The following is an 18,879-nucleotide window of genomic DNA, read 5'->3' as shown; positions in this document are numbered from 1 at the left end:
CGCTCAGCTCAGAAAAGTGTCAAAAACAGCCCACAAAGCCCGGTATATCAACACCGCATTTTTGACGATTGCGGGGAAAATTAAGCGAGTGAGGCAACCCGCTCGACCGAAAAAGTAAATTCTGGCGAATACTTTTGTTGAAGAATTGTGCACGACAAACTCACACCATTTTCCTGCTGAATCGATCCATGTGCCGTAAGATTTTTTTGAAAATGGCGATTTTTGCTGTGCTATGAAAACAAGTCATACCGGCATTTCCCGAGCGCTTTTAACACTTTTTCTCGCTGAGCGCTTTATATAAGTGTAGGACGCGCACGCCCGATCACCATGCGCGCCCACAGAAATACCCCGCGCCGGAGCACGGGGTACAGGTTACGCTTGACGATGGCGGCGAATGGCCCGAATGACGAACCAGCCGCAGCCCAGAACAGCCAACACAGCGGCGCCAATCAAGGCGAGTTGCCACCAGTGGCGGTGGCGATTGGCCGACTGCACCTGCTTGGCAATTCGCTCCGTGTACGGCACGCGGTAGCCCGTGACGAGAAAACGATGCGAGTTGACGCCGATGGGGGTGCACGTCATCAACGTCGCCAGGTCTCGCCCGGGTTCGGCACGTAACACGTCGGTGCGCTGCGGCTTCACCGTTTGCCGGCGAAATACCTTGTACGCCAGCTTCTGCTTGCCGACCGTGAGGACAAACACATCCCCGCGCTTGAGCCGCTCAAGGCGGGAAAACAGCTGCTTGCCCGGAATCCCGCTATGCGCTGAGATCACGGTGTGGTTGCCCTTGCCACCGGAGGGGTAGCTCGTTCCGGGCAACACGGTGGCGCCGGATTGCAGTAACGCCTCGTTGGTGACATCGTACAGCAACGTCTCGCTGCGGATACTTGGCATGTTGACCGTGCCAATCAAGTGCTTGGCGCGATATGCCGCGCTTTTGCTGGTGGCACTGCGTTCGCGCAAGGCGTCGGCGTTGGGCATCAACCCTTGTTCCGCCAGCTCCTTATTTCTGCGCTTTTGCGCCGCTGCTTCTCGCTTGACGTTAGCCTCCGCCAGCTGCTTGTCTTGGCGTGCGCGCAAGCTGGTGGAGATGTCGTTGATGGCATTGGCCACGAAGGGATAGGCGAAAATCGCCAGCCCAACGAAAAACACCAGCACCACAATCACATCGCCCCAACGCCGAGCAGATTTACGTTTAGCCATCAGATCCCTCCAACAAGGTGCGAACGGCCCCGCTTAAGGACCGAAACACAAGCGCCACCTAGTGCTTGAAAGGCGGGCTATGCCTTTCGAGTGCTAGGTGGTCTTGTGCGCAGGTCCTTGGGGCCGTGAGCCCAATTAAGGTGCGAACCGGGGTCGTGAGCCCGATTAAGCTGCGAACCGGACGCTTACGCGCGGCGCTTCTTGTAGTACACGGCGCTGCCCATGGCCAATCCGCCGACGATCAGGAAGGCCAGGATGCCTGTACTCCCAGTGACCGGCAGGAAGCCAGAATCCGGCGTGTTGAAGATGTCATTGGTCGCCAACTCGACGGTACCAACTTCCCCCTCAGCCACGGTAATCGGATTTTCCACGTTGATAATATGGTAGCCAAGTGGGGCCTTCACTTCCTTGAGCTTGTAGTCATCGCCTTCCAAGCCGCCGATATTGATTTGACCAAGGATGTCGCCTTCACCTGAAACCAACGTCGTGGCTTCGGCTTCGGTCACCCATTGGATATCATCCGGTTGATACTGACCAGCCGGATCCGGGTTGTCTTGCGTCAGCTTACCTGTCGCATCACGCCACCACAACTGGGCGTATTCCGTCAGGTCGCCCTTTTGCCGCGACAGCTTGAATTGCGCGCCGGAGAGCGGTGCTTGGGCGCCTTGCGAAGACTTCTTCAGAATCTTCATCCCGCCAGTTTCAATTTCCGGCGCGTCGTCATCAATATAGGTCCACTGGTCAGACCCAACCGGCTTATTCCCATAAGTGAACGTGTTACCGATGTCTTGGGTTGGCTTCGCATCCCCATTAATGCGCATTTGGTACTCGAAGGTCAGCGTTTTGCCCTTCAACGCCAACAGGTTCTGACGATCCGTTGCGGACAGCGCCGGGTCATTCAGCGCAATCTCGAAGCTAAAGCCGGCGTTTTGATTGCCCCAATTGTTGCCATTGGAGTCTTGATAATTCCGCCAAACATTCTCGAAGGCGGCCGTGACGTCGGTGCCGCCGTCCTTAATCGTCAAGCTGTCGGCAACAAAATCCGTGCCTTTTTCAGACATGATATCCTTAAAGCTCATCACATCGTGTTCATACTTGTCGCCCACCATGGCATCCAAGTTAGCCGGCAGCGTCAGCGTAGTCCGGTAGGTGAACGCTTGGCCCACCTCAAAGTCGTAAACGATATTGCCATCGTTGTTGGCGTCCGGTAGCGGATTGCCTTGATCATCCAACAGGTCCTTTTGCATCCCAACGTTCTTTGGGTAGAAGTGGTAGGCTTCACGCACCACGCCGTTTTCAGATGGTAACCCCATCACCACTGGCAAGGCCTTCATGTAATCCTTGACGCCTGCCACTTCTTCAAACAGGTAGATGCGATACACGTCATCCTTCTTGGTGGCCAGCTCCGACCAGGTCGCTTGACCGCCATTGGCCGTTGTTTTCGCGTCACCCACTGCCTCAAAGTCATCCGAGTATTCGGTGCGCACCTGTGACCAGTTTTCACTGATGTACGTCATGGTTTCCTTGTTGGTCTTGTTCTGCCAATCAGCCGAATTCTTAACGTTCCAGAATAATTCGGTGACGTCATAGGCTTGGAATTTCGCCCCGTCCAGCTTCTCTGCCCCGGCTGGCAATTCAGCATCCGACAGCACTTGCCCATTGTTTTCAATCTGAAGCGCGTTTTTCACGCCAAGCTTGTGTAGCGTCACGCTAGTCGTGTCGCGCGTTTGGCTGACGTTTTCGGCGCGCACCGGCTGGGCGGCGTGCTGGGTGGCCGTGATTGCGGTGAGGGCCAGGCTGCAGGTCATCATACCGGCAAGCAAGGCGCGGGTGGTGGTCGTGAGAGTGATTGCTTTCATGTTGTCCTCCTTGAGTGGCGCCGGGTCGTCCCGGCGGGTTGGGTGTCATTTCGGGCAAAATCATCAGGCGCGCTGGCGCTCCTTGCGTCGCAGCAGCCAATAAGTGGTGAGCATCAGGAGTAACCCGATGCCCATGGCCAGCCACGTGCTGGCCTCGCCAAGCCCCGGAAGCAGACCGGGTTTGCCAGGCGAGCCGGGGCCGGCGGTGGTCACGCCGGGTTTTGGTTTGGTCGGCGTGGTGGTGGCTTGTTGGTAGTTGTACACGCGCGGGCGACCCAAGGCGAGGGCCTCTGCGGTGACATCCCCTTCCAGCGTTTCGATCAGCGGCTCGCCGTTGACCAACACCGGCCGGAAGTTGCCGTCGTCATCGGTCCAACTGTCTGGTATCTCGACTTTCACGCCGTGCTCGCCGAGATTGTTGGTGTACCCCGGGACGCTTTTCAGCTCCTCGAAGTAGTAAATCCCGGAAGGCAGGAACCGTGGCCCGGTGTTGACCAGGCCGTTTTTGTCGGCGATGAACAATTCGACTTTTGGGTGGTTCAGCGGGTCATCGGTATAGACCCAGCTGTTCTTCAAATCGTTCACCGGCGACTGGTCGAGGTACATCTTGCGCCCGGCGTCGTCGTATTGATACAAGGCGAAGATGGCGCCGGCTAAGCGCACCTGCTCGCCGCTGGTGGTCACGCCATACTTAAAGAAGTACGGGTCGCGGACGTAGCCGACGTTCTTGGGATAAATGTGCACCTCATCCAGCTCCGTCTCGTTTTCCACCGTGGGAAACACCAGAAGGATCGGCACGGCCTTCTTATCGAGGTCGATGTTTAATAACTTGTCGGCGTCGACCTTGGTTTCGATGATGAGGTACGCCGCCCAGCGCCCGCCGACTTGCTTGGGCACGGTGAAGCTGGCATAGCCGTCTTCCGTCGTCCCGTCGGCCTTGGCCACCGTTTGGGTCACCAGTTCACCACTGCTGCCATCCGGGTTGTGCCCGGCCAGCGGCAAGTCGTGATCTTCGGCATAGGCGATGGCCTGGCGGCAAGACATTTGGGCAAACCGCTCGGCCAATACCGCCGCGTCGACATCATCCGGGGCCAGCAACGCCGTGGCGTCGTAAATCCGGAAATGCGCGCCATTCAGGCCAAACGAGTCGTCGTCAAGCGTCAGCTCGGTGCCCGACTCGTAGGCCCAATCGAAATCCGGCCGCTGCGACAGCCGAGCGTCGCGGTAGATGCGCTTGTGCAACACCACATTCGCGTCGTCGCCGCTGGCCTGGCTTGGCCGCGGGGCGGCCAGCGCCACGGCAGTCAGCAGCCCGGCGAGTAACGCGAGTAGGAATCGTTTCATGTTAGGCCACCTCCTTGCCGTAGCGGTAAAACCAATACCCTAGTGCCGTCAACATCAACGTCATGGCGATGGCCAGTTGCCACCAGTAGCCGGAGCCGCCGGTACTTGGCAGACCGAAATCGTCCTTGTTGTTGTCCAAGACGATGTTCAGTTGGTTCATCGTGTCATTTGCCATCAGCCGCGTCGTCACGGTGATTTGGTCGGCCTTCAATCCCGTCGCCGAGTAATCGAGGTCGACCAGTTCCCCGCGGTTGTTGATGGTGAAGGTCAACGGCCCCGCCATCAGCTTAAAGCCATTAGGGGCCTCGAGTTCAGTGAGGCGGTAGCGCCCTGGGCGGAGCGTCTTGCCGTCAAAGCGGGTAATCCCGTCGTCGGCACTGGTCACGCCAGTGGCGGCAAAGTCATGATCGAGCCCCTCTAGGCGCAACTTGGCGCCACCAAGGTCTTTGCCGTCGCCGGTTTTGCGCAGGCGGATACTGAACGGTTTCAACGTGTTGGCGACCTCGCCTGGCGTGGCGTAGTCTGCCGGCCAGACGATTTTGCTGTCTGCCGTCACCGTCACCTTGATCCCTGCTTCTGGCAGGACATAGCCATTCGGGGCGTGCGTTTCCGCCAGCGTGTACTCACCTGGCGTCACGCCCTTGAATTGGATCTGGCTACCATCCGCCACCGAATTCACCGAGCTTTGCCCGGCGGTCAGCGTGAACTGGGCGCCGGTCAAGTCCACCCCGAAGGCATCGGTTTTGGTGAAGGCCACGTCGACGCCAGGGACTGTGGTTTCTTGAATCCAAGTGCTGACGTTGTTGGTTTGCCGGTCATAACCGACCTCGTTGTCGACGTCCCACATCTTCACCGTCGCCCGGTTGTTCATGGTCAGGCGGTTCGGCCAGTCGCTTGGGCGCTCAGTGAGCTTGACGTCCAGACGCAGGCTCATGAAGCCCCCTTCAAACCGCAGCTCATCGATTTGCTGCGGCAGCAACTTCACGATGACGCGGGTGCGCCCAGCTTCTTCGCGGAGCGTGATCTGGCCAGCCGGCACCGAAATGATGTCCTGCCCACCGTTGAGCGCCTTGCGGGCGTTAAACAACGTGACCGAGTTTTTGCCGTTCTTCAGGTCAATGCCGGCCGGCAATAGGTCGCTGATTTCAATCTGGTTCGGCCGCATGATCACCTGCGAAGTCAGGCTATACAACTCCTGGTTGATGTAGTAGTACAGCGGCTTGGCCCCATCGTAAAAGTCGTTGATGTTTTCGCCGTCTAATTCGTTGGGGGTAAACGTCATTGGGTCCTGGTCGCTGGCTTTGGCCCGATCGACGACCGTTTTGTCGCCGCCGCCGGCATTCGGGTTGGCTGTGACAGACTTGTTGGTCACCACGCTGGTAGGAATATCGAAGCGGTTGGCGCCACTGGCGTTGGCCAGCCAGGTCGTGCCAGCCTCCGCGTAGGTCCCGCGGGTATACTTGAAGCTTGTCCCCGTCAGGTTGAAACTGACGGCGCCGCGGCCGAAGGTACTCGACCCCAGCCAGTCGTGCCACTTGTCGGCACCCAGCCCCGCCACACTCGGCAGGCCCGTGATGTTTGGCCAGTACCCGAACGCCACGGCGGTGTAGACGTCGCTGATTTCAGGGTTGGTCGAGTCCTTGATGCCGTTGAACTGGGCTGGATTGGACAGCACCGGGGTGTTGTCCGGCCCGAAGCCGAGTTTGGCCACCGACCCGGGTTTGTAATGAGCGTAGGCATCGGCATGGGACTTCACGAATTCGCCGGGGTTCAGTGACGTAAACGTCAACAGCGGCCGGTCACTCACCGCGGCTTCATCGTCGTCGGGTTGAACAAAGTCGACGGCGCGCTTGACGCCATTGTCGACGACGTAGAAGGTCACGTCCCAGTCGAAACTCCGAATGTTGGCCAAGGTCATCCCCGAATAGAAGTTGTTGGAAACGTCAAACCCCATCTTCGGGTTGGGGCTCCCCCCATTCCGCCAGTCGGCATCGCGGTACTTGAACTGGTCGACTTCTACGTAGGCGCCAATCGGAATGGCGTTACCAGCGGCGTCCTTGATGTAACCCACCCAGTCGTAGTCGATGATGAGGCGCGAATCACTGGCGGTGGCCACATTTGGAAAAATCACCGCCCGAGAGCTCGAGCCTTCCACGTAAAACGTCGAGGTGCTGCTTTTCATGATTGCCTCGGAGCTATAACTGGCCCGCGGGGTGGCGCCTTTCTCCGCCAACTGGATGTTGGCGGTGGCTGGCCACGCCTCACCGTTTAGTTTCACGACCTCCGTCTTCAGCTCGGCGCGCGCGTCTTGGGTCAGCAAGAGATCGTAACCCTTGACCGGCGCAGCCATTTCCGGCTTGGTGATTCTAGAGACGCCGGATTCCAGTAGGAGGTCTAACGCAACGGTTTGTCGGTCACTTTCAATCTCGCCAATCACCGGCGCCGTCCCGTCGGCGGGCTTCGTTGTGCTAAAGGTGAGCTTCGGAGCGGCCCACCAGTCCTCGAAGGAAACCCGAGTCACCCCGTTGGCGTCGGTTTCACCGGAGACGCCCGATGCCCCGCTAATGGTCTGGAGTTGCCACTCACGCGGCAGGGTGATCTCGGCCTTATGGGTGTCGGCCCCGCGGAACAACAAGCCAATCGTCAGGGTCTGCGCCCCGGTGGCAGGATCGACATCGTACTTAACCGTCTTAAACTCATCCGTGGTGTCCCCGGTGTTGGACCAGCGTTTGGTCTCGCCGGGGTTAAGCGCCAGGGCAGCCTTCGCTTGTTGCGCCGGCTTTGGCGCCGTTGTCGGCGCGGGCGCCTTGGACTCCGTCGGCGCCGGCTCTGGTGCCGGCGTCGGCAGCGTCAACGTGTGCGGACCCGCTAACGCCGCCGGCAAGGTGTCGACTTGTTCGCCGGCTTCCGCCTGGGTGTTCACCTGCACCGTCACTTGCAAGCTTCGCGCCGTCTTGGCGGTCCGGTATTTGAGCTCACCGCCGCTGGTGTCGCCGAATTCGGCTTCGATCCACCAGCCGGCATCGGCCGTGGCCGCCACTGGGGCAAACCCCGGGGCCGTGCTCGGCGTTAGCGGCGCGGCCTGGTCCGGCACCGTCGCCTTCACCTTCAGCGCCCGCGGCGTGCCGGTGGCGGTTTTCGTGTAGCTGAGCGTCCAGTCGATGCCGGCGTCGGTTTCACGACCGGTCAACGTGGCGGTGAGGCCGGGTTGATCGAGCACCTTCAAGCTGGCAACGACAGGGGTGGTGGCCGCGCTGGCCGGGCGAATGCCAACCAGCGCTTGAAATTGTGTGAATAGTAGCACGAGAATCATCAGTCCGTGCATGATGCGTCGTGTCATGGGCTTTCTCCCTTCAAAACTGGTGCCGTTGCTGAGTTACGCTTGGCCTATCGCCTCCCTTAGGCTAATAAAATCGATAATATTTGCCTACATTGTCAGATTATCATGGTGGCTTGTGAGGAAGGAAACATATCGAATGTTCTCTAATTTTTTGACAAAAAAAGACGCCGGTTTACAGTTAAACCGGCGTTTCTGTGCTCCAAAATGATGAGAAAGCTTAGCGTTGCCGCGTTTGGCCGATGGTGTCGCGCATCGCCGCCAGCACCTTCGCGCCTTGTTGGCCGGTGCGCACCGAGGTCAGCGTGAATAACATGTCGACCAGCGTGATTTGGGCAATCATCGCGTGCAAGGCCTCGGAGCGGTAAGCCGTTTCCTCCGCAACACTGACCAGCAAGACGTTGGCGAGCTTGGCCAAGGCGGAATGGGCGCTGCCCGTGATGACGATGAGCTTGGCGCCGCGGTCGTGGCAAATCTGCGCCAGCGCCAAGGCGTCCTTGTCCTCCCCGGTGTGGGAGATCAACACGGCCACGTCGCGCTTGGTCAAGCGTGTGGCGGCCATCAACTGCATGTGGTAGTCCGCGGCGTAGCGCACCTCTAGCGGCGTGCGCAGAAACTTGTGGTACCCGTCTAAGGCGACGATGTTGCTACCGCCAAGGCCGTACAAGTCGATGAACCGCGCGCCGAGCAACAGGTCCACCGCCGTGGCCAAACTGGTGGCGTCTAGCGAGTTCACCGTGGCCTGTAAGGCGTTGATGTTGGCGGCGAACACCTTATCCGCCATGGCCAGCGGCGATTCGCCGGGGTCGATTTCCTCAAACAGGCTGGCCCCGTTCACCGGCGCCTGGCCCAGCGCCACCCGCAAGCCCGCGTAGTTGACGTAACCGAGATTCTTGGCAAACCGCGACACGGTGGCGGTCGACACCCCGGCGGCGGTGCTTAGTGCCGAGATCGTCAAGCTGCTGGCGCGCTGCTGGTGGGCCTGGAGGAATGCCGCCAGCTGCAACTCCTTGACGCTCAAGCGCTCCCGATTCATCTGTAACCGCGCGGCGAAATTATCCATGACTGCCTGTCCTCCCTGATGCTTGTTGCCGTCAGTCTACCATGTAAAAAATTTACACGCAAACGGTGGACAAACGTCAAATATTTTCATATAATCATCTTGTAGACGAAAACTTTTTACATCACGGAGGATGATCACATGAAAATCGGCTTGATTGGCCTGGGCAAAATGGGCATGAACCTGCTGCAAAACCTGCGCGACCACGACATAGACGTCGTGGCTAACGACCTGAACGCTGACGCGCGCACCGAGGCCACGACCTATGGGGCCAGCGCGGCCGCCGACCTGCCGGCGTTAGTCGCCGCGTTACCAAGCCCGAAAATCGTCTGGGTGATGGTGCCGGCGGGCAAGCCGACCCAAGCGACGCTAGAGACGCTGGGCCAGTTACTTAGCGCCGGCGACATCGTGATCGACGGCGGCAACTCCTATTACCGCGACTCCGTAAACCGCCACGCGGCGCTGGCCGAGGCTGGCATCCACTTCTTTGATTGCGGCACCTCCGGCGGGCAAAGCGGCGCGCGGCACGACGGCAACTTCATGATTGGCGGCGACGCGGCGACCTGGCCGACCATCGAGCCGCTGTTTCAAGCCGTGGCCCAACCGGACGGCTACCTGTTTACCGGCAAGCCCGGCTCCGGCCACTACCTCAAGATGGTGCATAACGGCATCGAATACGGCATGATGCAGGCCATCGGCGAAGGCTTCGACGTCTTGAGCCACAGCGACTACACCTACGACAACGCCGCGGTGGCCAAGATGTGGGACCACGGCTCCGTCATCCGCAGCTGGCTCATGGAACTGGCGCAGGCGGCCTTTGAACAAGACCCAGAGCTCTCTGCCATCAAGGGCGTGATGAACTCCTCCGGCGAAGGCGCCTGGACGGTGGAAGAGGCGATTCGCCTGCACGTGCCGACGCCGGTGATCAGCTCGGCGCTGATGATGCGCTACCGCTCCGAGCAAACCGACACGATGACCGGCAAGGTGGTGTCGGCGCTGCGGAATGGGTTTGGCGGGCATGAAATGGTGAAACAATAATCCCTCGGCGGCAGCGCAAGCTGCCGCCATTTTTGTGGGCAAAACAAGGGGCAGTGACAAAAGGCGGGTTGGCATCGACGGATAGCCTAACCAGACGCTGGGTCCGCACTTTGGACCAAGTGGCTGGTGTAGCTATCAGCTCGATGCCGGCCTTTTGGCACGTAACATCACTGGAATATTCGGGTACGCAAAAAGGGACTGTGGCTTTCGTCACAGTCCCTGTGGTGACCTAAAAATCGTCTTCCTCGTCTTCGCTCGGCGGCTCGTTGGCCCACAAGGTGACCCCTTCGCCGCCTTGCTCCAGCGCGTTGTCGACGGCGGTGTCGAGGTCGGCGCCGATCAGCTGTTGGTTGATGGCCTCGATAAACATCGGCAGGTTCACGCCGGTGATCAACGCCACGCGGTCGCGCTGCGACTCCGGCAAGGCGTTGATGGCAATGGTCGACTGGTTATAGGGGCTGGCGCCGAATAAATCGACGAACACAATCACCCCTTCACCTTGGTCAACGGTGGTGATGGCGGTACTGATTTGTTCGTTTAGCGCCTCGATATCATCACCGAGGACGAGGTTCACCGTCGCGGTATTTTGGACCTCCCCGACGATGAGCTTGGCCGCATCGATGATGCCGTCGCTCATGCTGCCGTGGGTGGCTACGACGAATCCTAACATCTTGTCACCTCAAACTTTCTACAAAGGTCGCCAGCACTTCCATGTTGGCGTCGTTCAACTGCCGGGCTTTCAACGCGGCCGGGGTCAACTCGAAGCCTTGGTCACTGCGCGTGGCGCTGATCAGGTGCACCACGCGCGGGTCACCTGCCTGGTTTACCGGGGTGAAGCCTTGGGCCCGCGCCACGCGACGTTCGTTGGCGCCCACGGCGTACAGTTCACCGGCGGCCCCGATATTTTCCACGGTGTACACCGTTGCCTCGCCTTTTTTCCGGCGCAACAGGCGCGCTAAGCCCGCTTCGTTGGCCGCCCCGCCGTCGAGGAAGGCGAAGGCCACGCTAGGATGGGTCTGGTGCTGAGCGGCGTCGAGCAACGCCAGCACGCTGGAGGTATTTTGAACCAGCGTGTGGCGCGTCGGCCAGCCGCGCGTCACCTGGCCCATAATCAGAAAGTACGGGATGTAGGCGAGGATGGTCACGATTGGCCACAGTGCCAACAGCGGGCCGTGGCTCAACACGGGAATCCCGACCAAGGCGGTAAAGGCAAAGCCCAGCGCGATGTAAATGAAGCTGCTCAAGGCAATCCAGGCGGTGGCAGTTTTGGCATGTTGCGCCACGTCAAAGTAGCGATACGGCCGCCAAACGGTTGTCGGCGTGTCGTAATACGTGCAAATCACCGTGTTGGCCCGGTGCATGTCCCCGACGTACAAGTTGCGGTACACGTAGGGGTCTTTTTCGTGCAACTTGAAGTCGTCCACGGCCACGTCGCTGCGAAACCCGCGGATGTCCGCTTCGAGACTCTTCAGGAACAGTCCCTTTTGCTTATGCGTATTGCGCTTGCGAAAGACGGTGGTATAGCGAATGTACCAATCCATCAAGCCTTGCGGTGCCACTTGTTCCATGCCTCTACCTCCACTGGATTACAACTCGAACTTGGCTAACACACTTTTCAGTTCCGTTTTCGGGGCGGCCGGGGTCGACTGGAAGTATATGTCGCTGACCCCGTGATTCTCGTTGAGGTCCTTGAGCAACTTCGCGTCGGCCAGGTTCAGGTACACCGCCTTGTTGGCCATGATATCGGTGGGCGCCTGTTGGGCGATGCCGCCAATGTTCAGCTCCTGCATCGGGATGCCATAGGTCACCAAGTCATAAATGGTGCGGATCGTCTTGGTGATGAGAATACAGCTGTATTCCTTGAACTTGAACTCGTCCCAGTAATACTTGCACTTCTCCTCCGTCATCACGATGGTTTTCTGCCCGGTGCGGGCGCCGGCGCTTTTGTACAGATTCTTCATAAACTTGTCTTGCGCCACCGCGTCGTCCACGACGAACAACGAATTGACCCCGGCACGCTTGGACAAGGTGAGCATGACCTGGCCGTGAATCAGCCGCTGGTCAACTCGGGCCAGATTAACAACGCCCATAGGTGATCCCTCCTTTTATAAAATCTTCACAGCAGCCAAGACGACCAGAATCAAGGTTAGCCACAACAGCGCCCGGGTGACCTTCAAGCCCTTCTTCACGAAGTACAGGTACACGCCCATGACGGTAGCCAGTGGCAAAATGCCTGGCAGCACTTGGTCGAGAATGTCTTGAACGACGAATTTCTTGCCGGAAATGGTGAACTTCAGACTCGAGTTCACCGTGACGTACGAACCGGCGATGATCCCCATCATGAACATCCCGAGGATACTCAACATTTCGATGGCGTTTTGGACGCCGGAGCTGGCCATCAGGCTAGTGGCGTTGCGGCCCATCTTGAAGCCTTGGCGGGCAAAGAACAGGCCAATCGCCGCTTGGTAAGTGGCAAAGCAGATGAACGGGAACAAGGCGCCTAACGCGGAGCCTTGTTGGGCCCATGGTAAGGCAATGGCGATGAAAATGTATTGAATGGTCCCGGAGTCGATAGCATCCCCAATGCCGGCTAACGCGCCCATCAGCCCGGCCTTGGTGTTGTACATCAAGTCGTCGGTCATCGAAATCGGTTGGTGCTCGTATTCTTCCTTGGCGCGTTCGGATTCCATCGAGGACATCAAGCCCGTGATGATCCCGCCGCCCCAAGTCAGCTGGGTGTTGAAGAACAACAGCTGGCGCTGGTAGGCGGCGCGCAGGCGATCCGGATCCTTGTAAAGTTTTTTCAGCACCGGCATCATGCCATACAGCAAGGCCGCCGCCAGGTAACGTTCAAAGGAATGGGGAATTTCGTTGGCGAAGTGCCAGCGCAGGTAGGCCTTGCTGACATCGCGGTTGGTCAGTTGCTCCGGTGCCGCAGTCCCAGCCTTAGGGTACTGATTCGTCGTGGTTTCTTCCATGATCGTGGCCTCCTTCCTAGAAGTCATCGTCGTCATCATCATCGGTGATGACGGCTGCGCCGGTGTCCGCTGCAGGCGTGCCGCCGCTACCACCGGATTTGCTGAAGCCGCCCTTGGCCATCACGAAGATGAAGGCCAGCAGGGTGCCGATGATGGCATAGGTCACCATGGTAATGTTCAGGCTCTTGAGCATCACGCTCATGAAGTACGCCAGGAAGAAGAAGGCGAGGTATTCGCGCTTCCCGATGACGTAAATCGTGACCGCGATCCCGATGGCGGCTAAGCCGCCGCCGACCACCGTGAGCACGTGGAACAGCACCGTTCCTTCCAACCCCTTCACGACGCTAGCAATCACTGGCGCCCCGAAGTATAACGACACGAAAATCAATGGCGTGAATAACAGGAAAGAAATAATCGTCGGGACCCAGATGATGGCAAAGGCCATCTTGCGTTCGTTGAGTTCGGCCACGGCGCGGTCGATCATTTTCCCGAAAAAGGTGTTCAAGAAGAAGCGGAACTGGTACAAGTAGCTCCCCAGCAACCCAGCTGGGACGGCGACGGCGATGGCGGCGTTGGGGTCCTTATTTCCCAGCAACGCTACCGGCACCGCGATGGCCGCGGCAATCGCCGGTTCAGACGGCATGGTGCCCCCTGGTGAAAAGACGCCCATGTAGATCAACTGAATGGCGGCCGTAACGGTCATCGCACTTTTCATGTCGCCCATGACGAGACCGACGAAAAAGCCGGTCATTAACGGGGAGAAGCGCAGGGTTAACGTCGCGCCCCCTAACAGCCACCGCGACATGACAGCCGCGACCCATAACCCAATCGCGAGACTCTGCCAAACTGACAGTGTTTCCATGATGTTGTCCTCCTTAGACCAAATGTGATAAAGCGGTTACATTTTGGCGGTACTAACGGGTTGCACTAAGCGGTTATGACTGATGTAGCGCTCCAGCGTCTCCATCGCCGCTTGAATCGACGCGGCGGATACGGGAAACGGCAGGAGATGGACCTTACTGAAGCTGTTGGCCAGCTCGCAGACCTGCGTCAGCGTGGCCGGTGCCAACGGCCAGACGCCCATTTGGGTCAGGCTCATCGGCAGGTGAAACTGCTGGTAAAACGGGATCAACGCGTCGATGGTGCTCCAGCGCTGCTCGCAGGCCAGCTGCAAGAAGATGCCATAGGCGACCTTCTCCCCGTGCAAGAAGCGGTGCAGCTCGGGGACGTAAGCCGACAAGGCGTCGTGAATGGCGTGGGCCAAGGTGTTGCGGGCGTACTTGTCGCCGAACCCGCCGACGGTACCGGCGATGGCCACGACGATTTCGGTGATGTGGCGAAACGCCGGCGTGGCCTGGCCGGCACGCATATCCGCCACGGCGGTCGGGGCCTCCTTGAGCAGTTGATCCTTACACATCAAAGCGGCGTGGCGAGCCATGCTGATCATCGGCTCGGTGCGATTCTCGGGCTCTTCGAGGATCAGCTCCGACTCGTACCACTTGGCCAAGGTGTCGGCGATACCGGCGATGAAATAGTTCACCGGCGAATCCAGAATCAAGGCCGGATCCATCAGCACAAACGCAGCTTGCCGACGGATGTGCACCGTTTTCCCTTCGGCCAAGCCGTTGTCCTTGTACATCACGGCCAGCGGCGTCCACGGCGCGCAGTTGCTGGCTAGCGTCGGCACCAGGCCAAACGGCAACCCGGTGAGGTGCGCGGTGTACAGCGTTAAGTCGCAAAGCTTGCCGCCGCCGGCCCCCAGGATGAAATCGGCCTGGCGCTCCCGGACAATGGCGGCCAAGCGCTCCCCTTCGGCAAAACTGCACTCGCCGTGATACGCCTCAGTGGTCACCGTCAAGTCGGGGGCTTCGAACAACGCCGCCAGGTACGGTTGCGCCTTGGCCCACGACTTGGTGCCATGAATCACCAACACGCGCTTGGCGCCGTGTTGCGGCAGGAGCTCAGGAATCAGGTCAATGGCCCCGGCACTATACGAATAAAACTGCGGGCCAATTTTCACGTGAAGCTGCGAAACCATGTCCTCGCCATCCTTTCACTCTGCAGGTAGCCAATCGGCGACTGGCTGCACCGCTCGTTCCGGCAGGCGCCCAGCCACCACTGCTTCGACATCCGCCACACACTTCTCCCCCATGCCGCGCAGACACTCGGTGGTGTATGCCGAGGTGTGTGGCGTGACCACCACCTGAGCCTCTTGGAGAAACGGGTGCGACGCCGGCGCCGGCTCGACGCTTAACACGTCTGCTGCATATCCAGCCACCTGGCCACTGTGCAACGCCGCCAGCATCGCCGCTTCGTCGATCAACGCGCCCCGAGCCGCATTGGAAATGTACACACCCGGTTTGGTTTGGCTTAACGCGTCAGCGTCGAGGATGCCAGTGCTGCTTGGGGTCAAACTGGCCGCGAGCAGAATCACGTCGGCTTCGGCCAACAGTTGCGGCAAGGTCGCGACCTCCGCGCCAAACTGCTCGATTTCCAGTCGCGACTTGAACGGGTCGTAGCTGAGCACGCGGTCTTGGAACCCGTAACTGCAAATCTCGACCAGGCGACTGCCGATATTGCCTACGCCGATGACGCCGACCGTCTTGTTCGACAGGCCGTGACCGAGGAAGTCGGCGCGCTCCACCCACTTGCCCGCCTTGACGCGCGCGGTGGCCGGCACGGTTTTGCGCATCACCGCCAGCAGGTTGGTGATGTTATTCTCGGCCACGGCGTTGCGCTCAACCAACGCCGGCACGATCGCCACCACCGTGCCATGGGCGCGAGCGGCGGCGAGGTCGACGTTGTTGTAGCCGATGCCGTGGCGGGCAATCAGCTTCAGCTCATCCTTATGGGCGAAAAACTCCGCCGAAAACGTCGGCGTCACGCTGGCGATGATCAGGTTGAAGCCGGTTAACGCCGAGGCCAACTCGGCACCGCCGATATCGCTAGGAAACCGGAACCGTTCAACCGGGCCGATTGCCTTCAACCGGTCCAGGTGATCGGTAAAGACTTCGCCGAAACTGCTTGAATTCACAATCGCAATGCGATTCTCCATCGTTCCCCCTCTCCTTTCTAAAATGCCAACAATTACGCTTGCGATGAATCAATTGCTAACAATTCATTATCGTAACGCTGATTTTTCGCGCTTTTGATGATCCACCGCTTAAGGCAAGTATACGTAAAAAAATATTCTTTGGCAACGCTTACGTAAAAAAGATTTTTTCTCTGGGCATTTTCCGTTATACTAACTGTATCTTCAACAAGGAGGCCCAGCCGATGGCGTTTAGCTACCTAGAATCGTTGATTCGCCGGAAGGTCGTCAACTCAACCGAAACCGATCGCAAGATCACCGCATACCTGTTGACCACCGACAGCCGCGTGGTCAACCTCACCATCACCCAGCTCGCCGACCGCTGCGGCGTGTCCGAAACCAGCATCTACAAGTACGTGAAGAAGCTCGGCTTCTCGGGCTACCAGGACTTCAAAATTCGCGTGGCGTCGAACCTCCACCGCCAAACGCCGCATGACAACATCAGCGCGGCGGTGAACATCACCAACCAAGACGCGCCGATCACCATTGCCAAAAAAGTCATCCAATCCAACATCGATTTGTTGTCGGACTTCAACGATTTTCTGGGCGCCGACAAGCTTGAGCGCACCTTGGCCTTGATGTACCCCGCCGAGACGTTTCACTTCTTCGGCCAAGGCGGCTCCGATGTCGTGGCGTTTGACGCCTACCACAAGTTCCTGCGCACCCGCTACCGCTGCCAGTATGTCGCCGACTACCACCTGCAGCTTACCGACGCCACCAAGGTCGGGCCCCACGACGTCGCCTTCCTGTTTTCCCATTCCGGGGCGACGAAAGAAACGGTGCGCGTCGCCCAGGTGCTGAAGCAAGCCGGGTGCAAGCTCATCACGCTCACCGGCAGCCCCGGCTCGGAGCTGGCTCAGCTGGCTGATATCAGTTACATCCTGTTCACCGAAGAGGTGGCCATTGGCGCTGAGGCCTTGACCAGCCGCATCCTGTACACAACGCTGACCGATATCTTATACCTGAATCTAATGTATCATGATGAAACCGCCAATCGTCAAGCGACCGATAAGATTCGCGCCGCCTTGCGCCCCTCGAAGGAAGGAACCGATTAATGTTAAAAGCCATTGTCTTGGACATGGATGCCACCCTACTCACCAGCGAAAATGAAATCTCCCCCGCCACCTTGAGCGCGTTGCTGCAGGTCCAACAAGCCGGCACCACCGTCGTGCTCGCCAGCGGCCGCTCCTACTTGCGCCTGCTGCCGGATGCTTCGAAGCTACACCTAGCCGACTATGGTGGCGTGCTGATGGACGTCAACGGCACGTCGTTGTATGATGTGAAAACGCAGCAGCGCCGGTATATCGGCGGGATGGATGCCCCGCGCATCAAGCGCGTTGTCGATTTCTTTAGCCAGTTTGAAGTGGAGATCCAATTCAACCAAGACGACGCGATTGTCACCTACCTGCCCGAGCCGATTTACGTTATGAAGCGCCGCATCCGCGGCGAGATGCGCCTGCCCGCGGATTACCCGTGGACCGGCGGCATGTACAGCTGGCTGTGCGACATGCGCGACGGCTACCCGCACCAAACCATGATTCGCGACCTGGCCGAGGCGCCGACGCACGCCAATAAGCTGTCAATCGTCCAAGAGCCGGACAAGATCCATTTCGTCGCCGACTCCGCCAAGGCCCAGCCCATTTGGCAAGAATTCGAATTCGCCTTTTCCGACCCGCGGAAAATGGAGGTCACACCAAAAAACGTCAGCAAGGGTTCGGCCCTACTGGCGTTGATGCAAGAACGCGGCTGGCAACCAGACGAAGTCGCCGCGTTTGGCGACTCCGGCAACGATGTCAGCATGCTCAAGGTCGTCAAATACAGCGTCGCCATGGGTAACGCCTTACCGGTGGCCAAGCGCGTGGCCAACTACAGCACCGCAGACAATAACCACGACGGCATCGCGAAGTTTCTTCAGCAACTTAACGCATAGCGCAAAAAACAGTGCCCGACGCAGCTAAGGCTGCTGTCGGACACTGTTTTTTACCATCACCGCCGACGCGTGTGCGTCGACAAGGCGTGGCGGTGGTGCAGGTACCAAAGCAAGCCGGCGACTGGCACCAGCGACAAAATGATGGTCACCGGCCAGTCGCGCCAGCCGCCAATAATCGGCAGCTTCACGTTCATCCCGTAGAACCCCGAGATGATGGGCGGTACCGCTAGCGCCAAGGACCATACCGTCAGGAGCCACATCGTCGTGTTGAGCGAATTGTTCAAGACGTTGGAGTACGCGTCGGTAACCTGGGCGACGATTTCACTGTTGACCTCCGCCAAGTCGCGGGCCTGCTCGAATTCCTCCTGCAGGTTTTTCAGCCAATAGCGCTCGTCTTTGGTCAAGGCGATGGCGTAGTCGCTGGACTCGGCGATGGCCTGCAGCTGGTGGGCGGCGATGACGTTGCCGCTGGCTGCGGCCTTCAGATAAATCAGGCTTTTGCCCAGCTCGGACAGCTGGCTGATCTGCGAATCGCTGGGGCGAGTCCGGTAGCGCTCGAGTTTTTGCCGCAGGTTGTCTAGGTCGTTGATCCGATCGAAATACCCGGCATTGAGCTCGAGCATTACCGCCATCACCAGTAGCTTCAAGCTGGGCTGCTGCCGGCCAGCCCAGCTTTCGCCTTGCAGCACGCCTTCGATAACGCGGTTGACCTTGTCGCCGGCGCCGTGGCACACCGTTACCAGCGTGTGGTCCAGCAGCACGCCGGCAAAGGGCATGGTCGTCGTGTGCTCGATGTCCTTGTTGGTGCTGGGATCGATGACCTTGAATACGAACAGCCCCGCGCCGGTGTCAAAATCGAAATCGAACCGCGCCCGTTCTTTGCCGTCGCGCAAATGGTGCACGAAGCGGCGCGGCACGTGGTCAGATGCCACCAGCGTTGCCAACTCATCGTGCGTCGGATCGGTCACCGCCACCCACGTCTTGTCCTGCCATAATGCCACCCGTTTAATCATCTTGCCGCTCCTTTGCTGAGCCTCGT

The 18,879-nt window shown here is 59.0% G+C and carries 16 protein-coding genes; 3 read left to right on the top strand and 13 right to left on the bottom strand.

Features of this window, described 5'->3' with window-relative positions:
* Positions 1–372: 372 nt before the first annotated feature.
* From FD02_RS04830 to FD02_RS04810, 5 genes are all read right to left on the bottom strand, one after another.
* Entirely contained in the window at positions 373–1,203 is an 831-nt protein-coding gene (locus FD02_RS04830) for a class C sortase (RefSeq protein WP_056950905.1), read from the bottom strand.
* Between the two features lie 185 nt (positions 1,204–1,388).
* A complete protein-coding gene (locus tag FD02_RS04825; RefSeq protein ID WP_056950904.1) occupies positions 1,389–3,062 on the bottom strand; it encodes a SpaH/EbpB family LPXTG-anchored major pilin in 1,674 nt (557 codons plus the stop codon).
* A gap of 63 nt (positions 3,063–3,125) precedes the next feature.
* Positions 3,126–4,406 carry a pilin N-terminal domain-containing protein gene (locus FD02_RS04820; protein WP_054723474.1) on the bottom strand — a complete coding sequence of 427 codons (1,281 nt, stop codon included), beginning with the start codon at positions 4,404–4,406 and terminating at the stop codon, positions 3,126–3,128.
* Position 4,407: 1 nt separating this feature from the next.
* On the bottom strand, positions 4,408–7,746 hold the full coding sequence (locus tag FD02_RS04815) for an MSCRAMM family protein (RefSeq protein ID WP_056950902.1): 3,339 nt from the start codon (positions 7,744–7,746) through the stop codon (positions 4,408–4,410).
* A 217-nt stretch (positions 7,747–7,963) separates the two neighbouring features.
* The gene (locus FD02_RS04810; RefSeq protein ID WP_056950901.1) at positions 7,964–8,806 is read right to left on the bottom strand and encodes a MurR/RpiR family transcriptional regulator; all 843 of its coding nucleotides are present in this window, start codon (positions 8,804–8,806) and stop codon (positions 7,964–7,966) included.
* A 138-nt stretch (positions 8,807–8,944) separates the two neighbouring features.
* Here FD02_RS04810 and gnd point away from each other — a divergent pair, with 138 nt between their 5' ends.
* Positions 8,945–9,841 carry a phosphogluconate dehydrogenase (NAD(+)-dependent, decarboxylating) gene (gene gnd / locus FD02_RS04805; RefSeq protein ID WP_054723157.1) on the top strand — a complete coding sequence of 299 codons (897 nt, stop codon included), beginning with the start codon at positions 8,945–8,947 and terminating at the stop codon, positions 9,839–9,841.
* A 229-nt stretch (positions 9,842–10,070) separates the two neighbouring features.
* Here the strand turns inward: gnd and FD02_RS04800 are convergent, their stop codons facing one another.
* Genes FD02_RS04800 through FD02_RS04770 form a run of 7 tightly spaced genes read right to left on the bottom strand, consistent with a single transcriptional unit; the run spans position 10,071 to position 15,874 of the window.
* Positions 10,071–10,511, bottom strand: coding sequence for a PTS sugar transporter subunit IIA (locus FD02_RS04800; RefSeq protein WP_054723158.1), 441 nt, complete (start codon positions 10,509–10,511; stop codon positions 10,071–10,073).
* A 4-nt stretch (positions 10,512–10,515) separates the two neighbouring features.
* Positions 10,516–11,409, bottom strand: a complete 894-nt coding sequence (locus tag FD02_RS04795; protein WP_054723159.1) for a hypothetical protein — start codon at positions 11,407–11,409, stop codon at positions 10,516–10,518.
* Between the two features lie 18 nt (positions 11,410–11,427).
* Positions 11,428–11,931 (bottom strand): PTS sugar transporter subunit IIB, encoded by a 504-nt coding sequence (locus FD02_RS04790; protein ID WP_054723160.1) that lies wholly within the window; start codon positions 11,929–11,931, stop codon positions 11,428–11,430.
* Between the two features lie 15 nt (positions 11,932–11,946).
* Complete coding sequence (locus FD02_RS04785; protein ID WP_056950899.1) at positions 11,947–12,819, bottom strand: PTS system mannose/fructose/sorbose family transporter subunit IID; 873 nt, start codon at positions 12,817–12,819, stop codon at positions 11,947–11,949.
* A 16-nt stretch (positions 12,820–12,835) separates the two neighbouring features.
* On the bottom strand, positions 12,836–13,681 hold the full coding sequence (locus FD02_RS04780) for a PTS mannose/fructose/sorbose/N-acetylgalactosamine transporter subunit IIC (RefSeq protein ID WP_056950898.1): 846 nt from the start codon (positions 13,679–13,681) through the stop codon (positions 12,836–12,838).
* Between the two features lie 36 nt (positions 13,682–13,717).
* The gene (locus tag FD02_RS04775; RefSeq protein ID WP_056950895.1) at positions 13,718–14,857 is read right to left on the bottom strand and encodes an iron-containing alcohol dehydrogenase family protein; all 1,140 of its coding nucleotides are present in this window, start codon (positions 14,855–14,857) and stop codon (positions 13,718–13,720) included.
* Positions 14,858–14,872: 15 nt separating this feature from the next.
* Entirely contained in the window at positions 14,873–15,874 is a 1,002-nt protein-coding gene (locus FD02_RS04770; RefSeq protein WP_056950892.1) for a D-isomer specific 2-hydroxyacid dehydrogenase family protein, read from the bottom strand.
* A 221-nt stretch (positions 15,875–16,095) separates the two neighbouring features.
* Here FD02_RS04770 and FD02_RS04765 point away from each other — a divergent pair, with 221 nt between their 5' ends.
* Both FD02_RS04765 and FD02_RS04760 read left to right on the top strand, forming a co-directional pair.
* On the top strand, positions 16,096–16,965 hold the full coding sequence (locus tag FD02_RS04765; RefSeq protein ID WP_056950890.1) for a MurR/RpiR family transcriptional regulator: 870 nt from the start codon (positions 16,096–16,098) through the stop codon (positions 16,963–16,965).
* The gene (locus tag FD02_RS04760; RefSeq protein WP_056950888.1) at positions 16,965–17,840 is read left to right on the top strand and encodes a Cof-type HAD-IIB family hydrolase; all 876 of its coding nucleotides are present in this window, start codon (positions 16,965–16,967) and stop codon (positions 17,838–17,840) included. The genes FD02_RS04765 and FD02_RS04760 overlap by 1 nt, the downstream gene beginning before the upstream one ends.
* A 56-nt stretch (positions 17,841–17,896) precedes the next feature.
* Here the strand turns inward: FD02_RS04760 and FD02_RS04755 are convergent, their stop codons facing one another.
* Positions 17,897–18,853, bottom strand: a complete 957-nt coding sequence (locus FD02_RS04755) for a magnesium transporter CorA family protein (RefSeq protein WP_054723163.1) — start codon at positions 18,851–18,853, stop codon at positions 17,897–17,899.
* Positions 18,854–18,879 lie beyond the last annotated feature (26 nt).

Source organism: Lacticaseibacillus nasuensis JCM 17158 (genome assembly GCF_001434705.1).
Classification (GTDB): Bacteria; Bacillota; Bacilli; order Lactobacillales; family Lactobacillaceae; genus Lacticaseibacillus; species Lacticaseibacillus nasuensis.
This window is presented reverse-complemented; position numbering and strand designations above follow the sequence as displayed.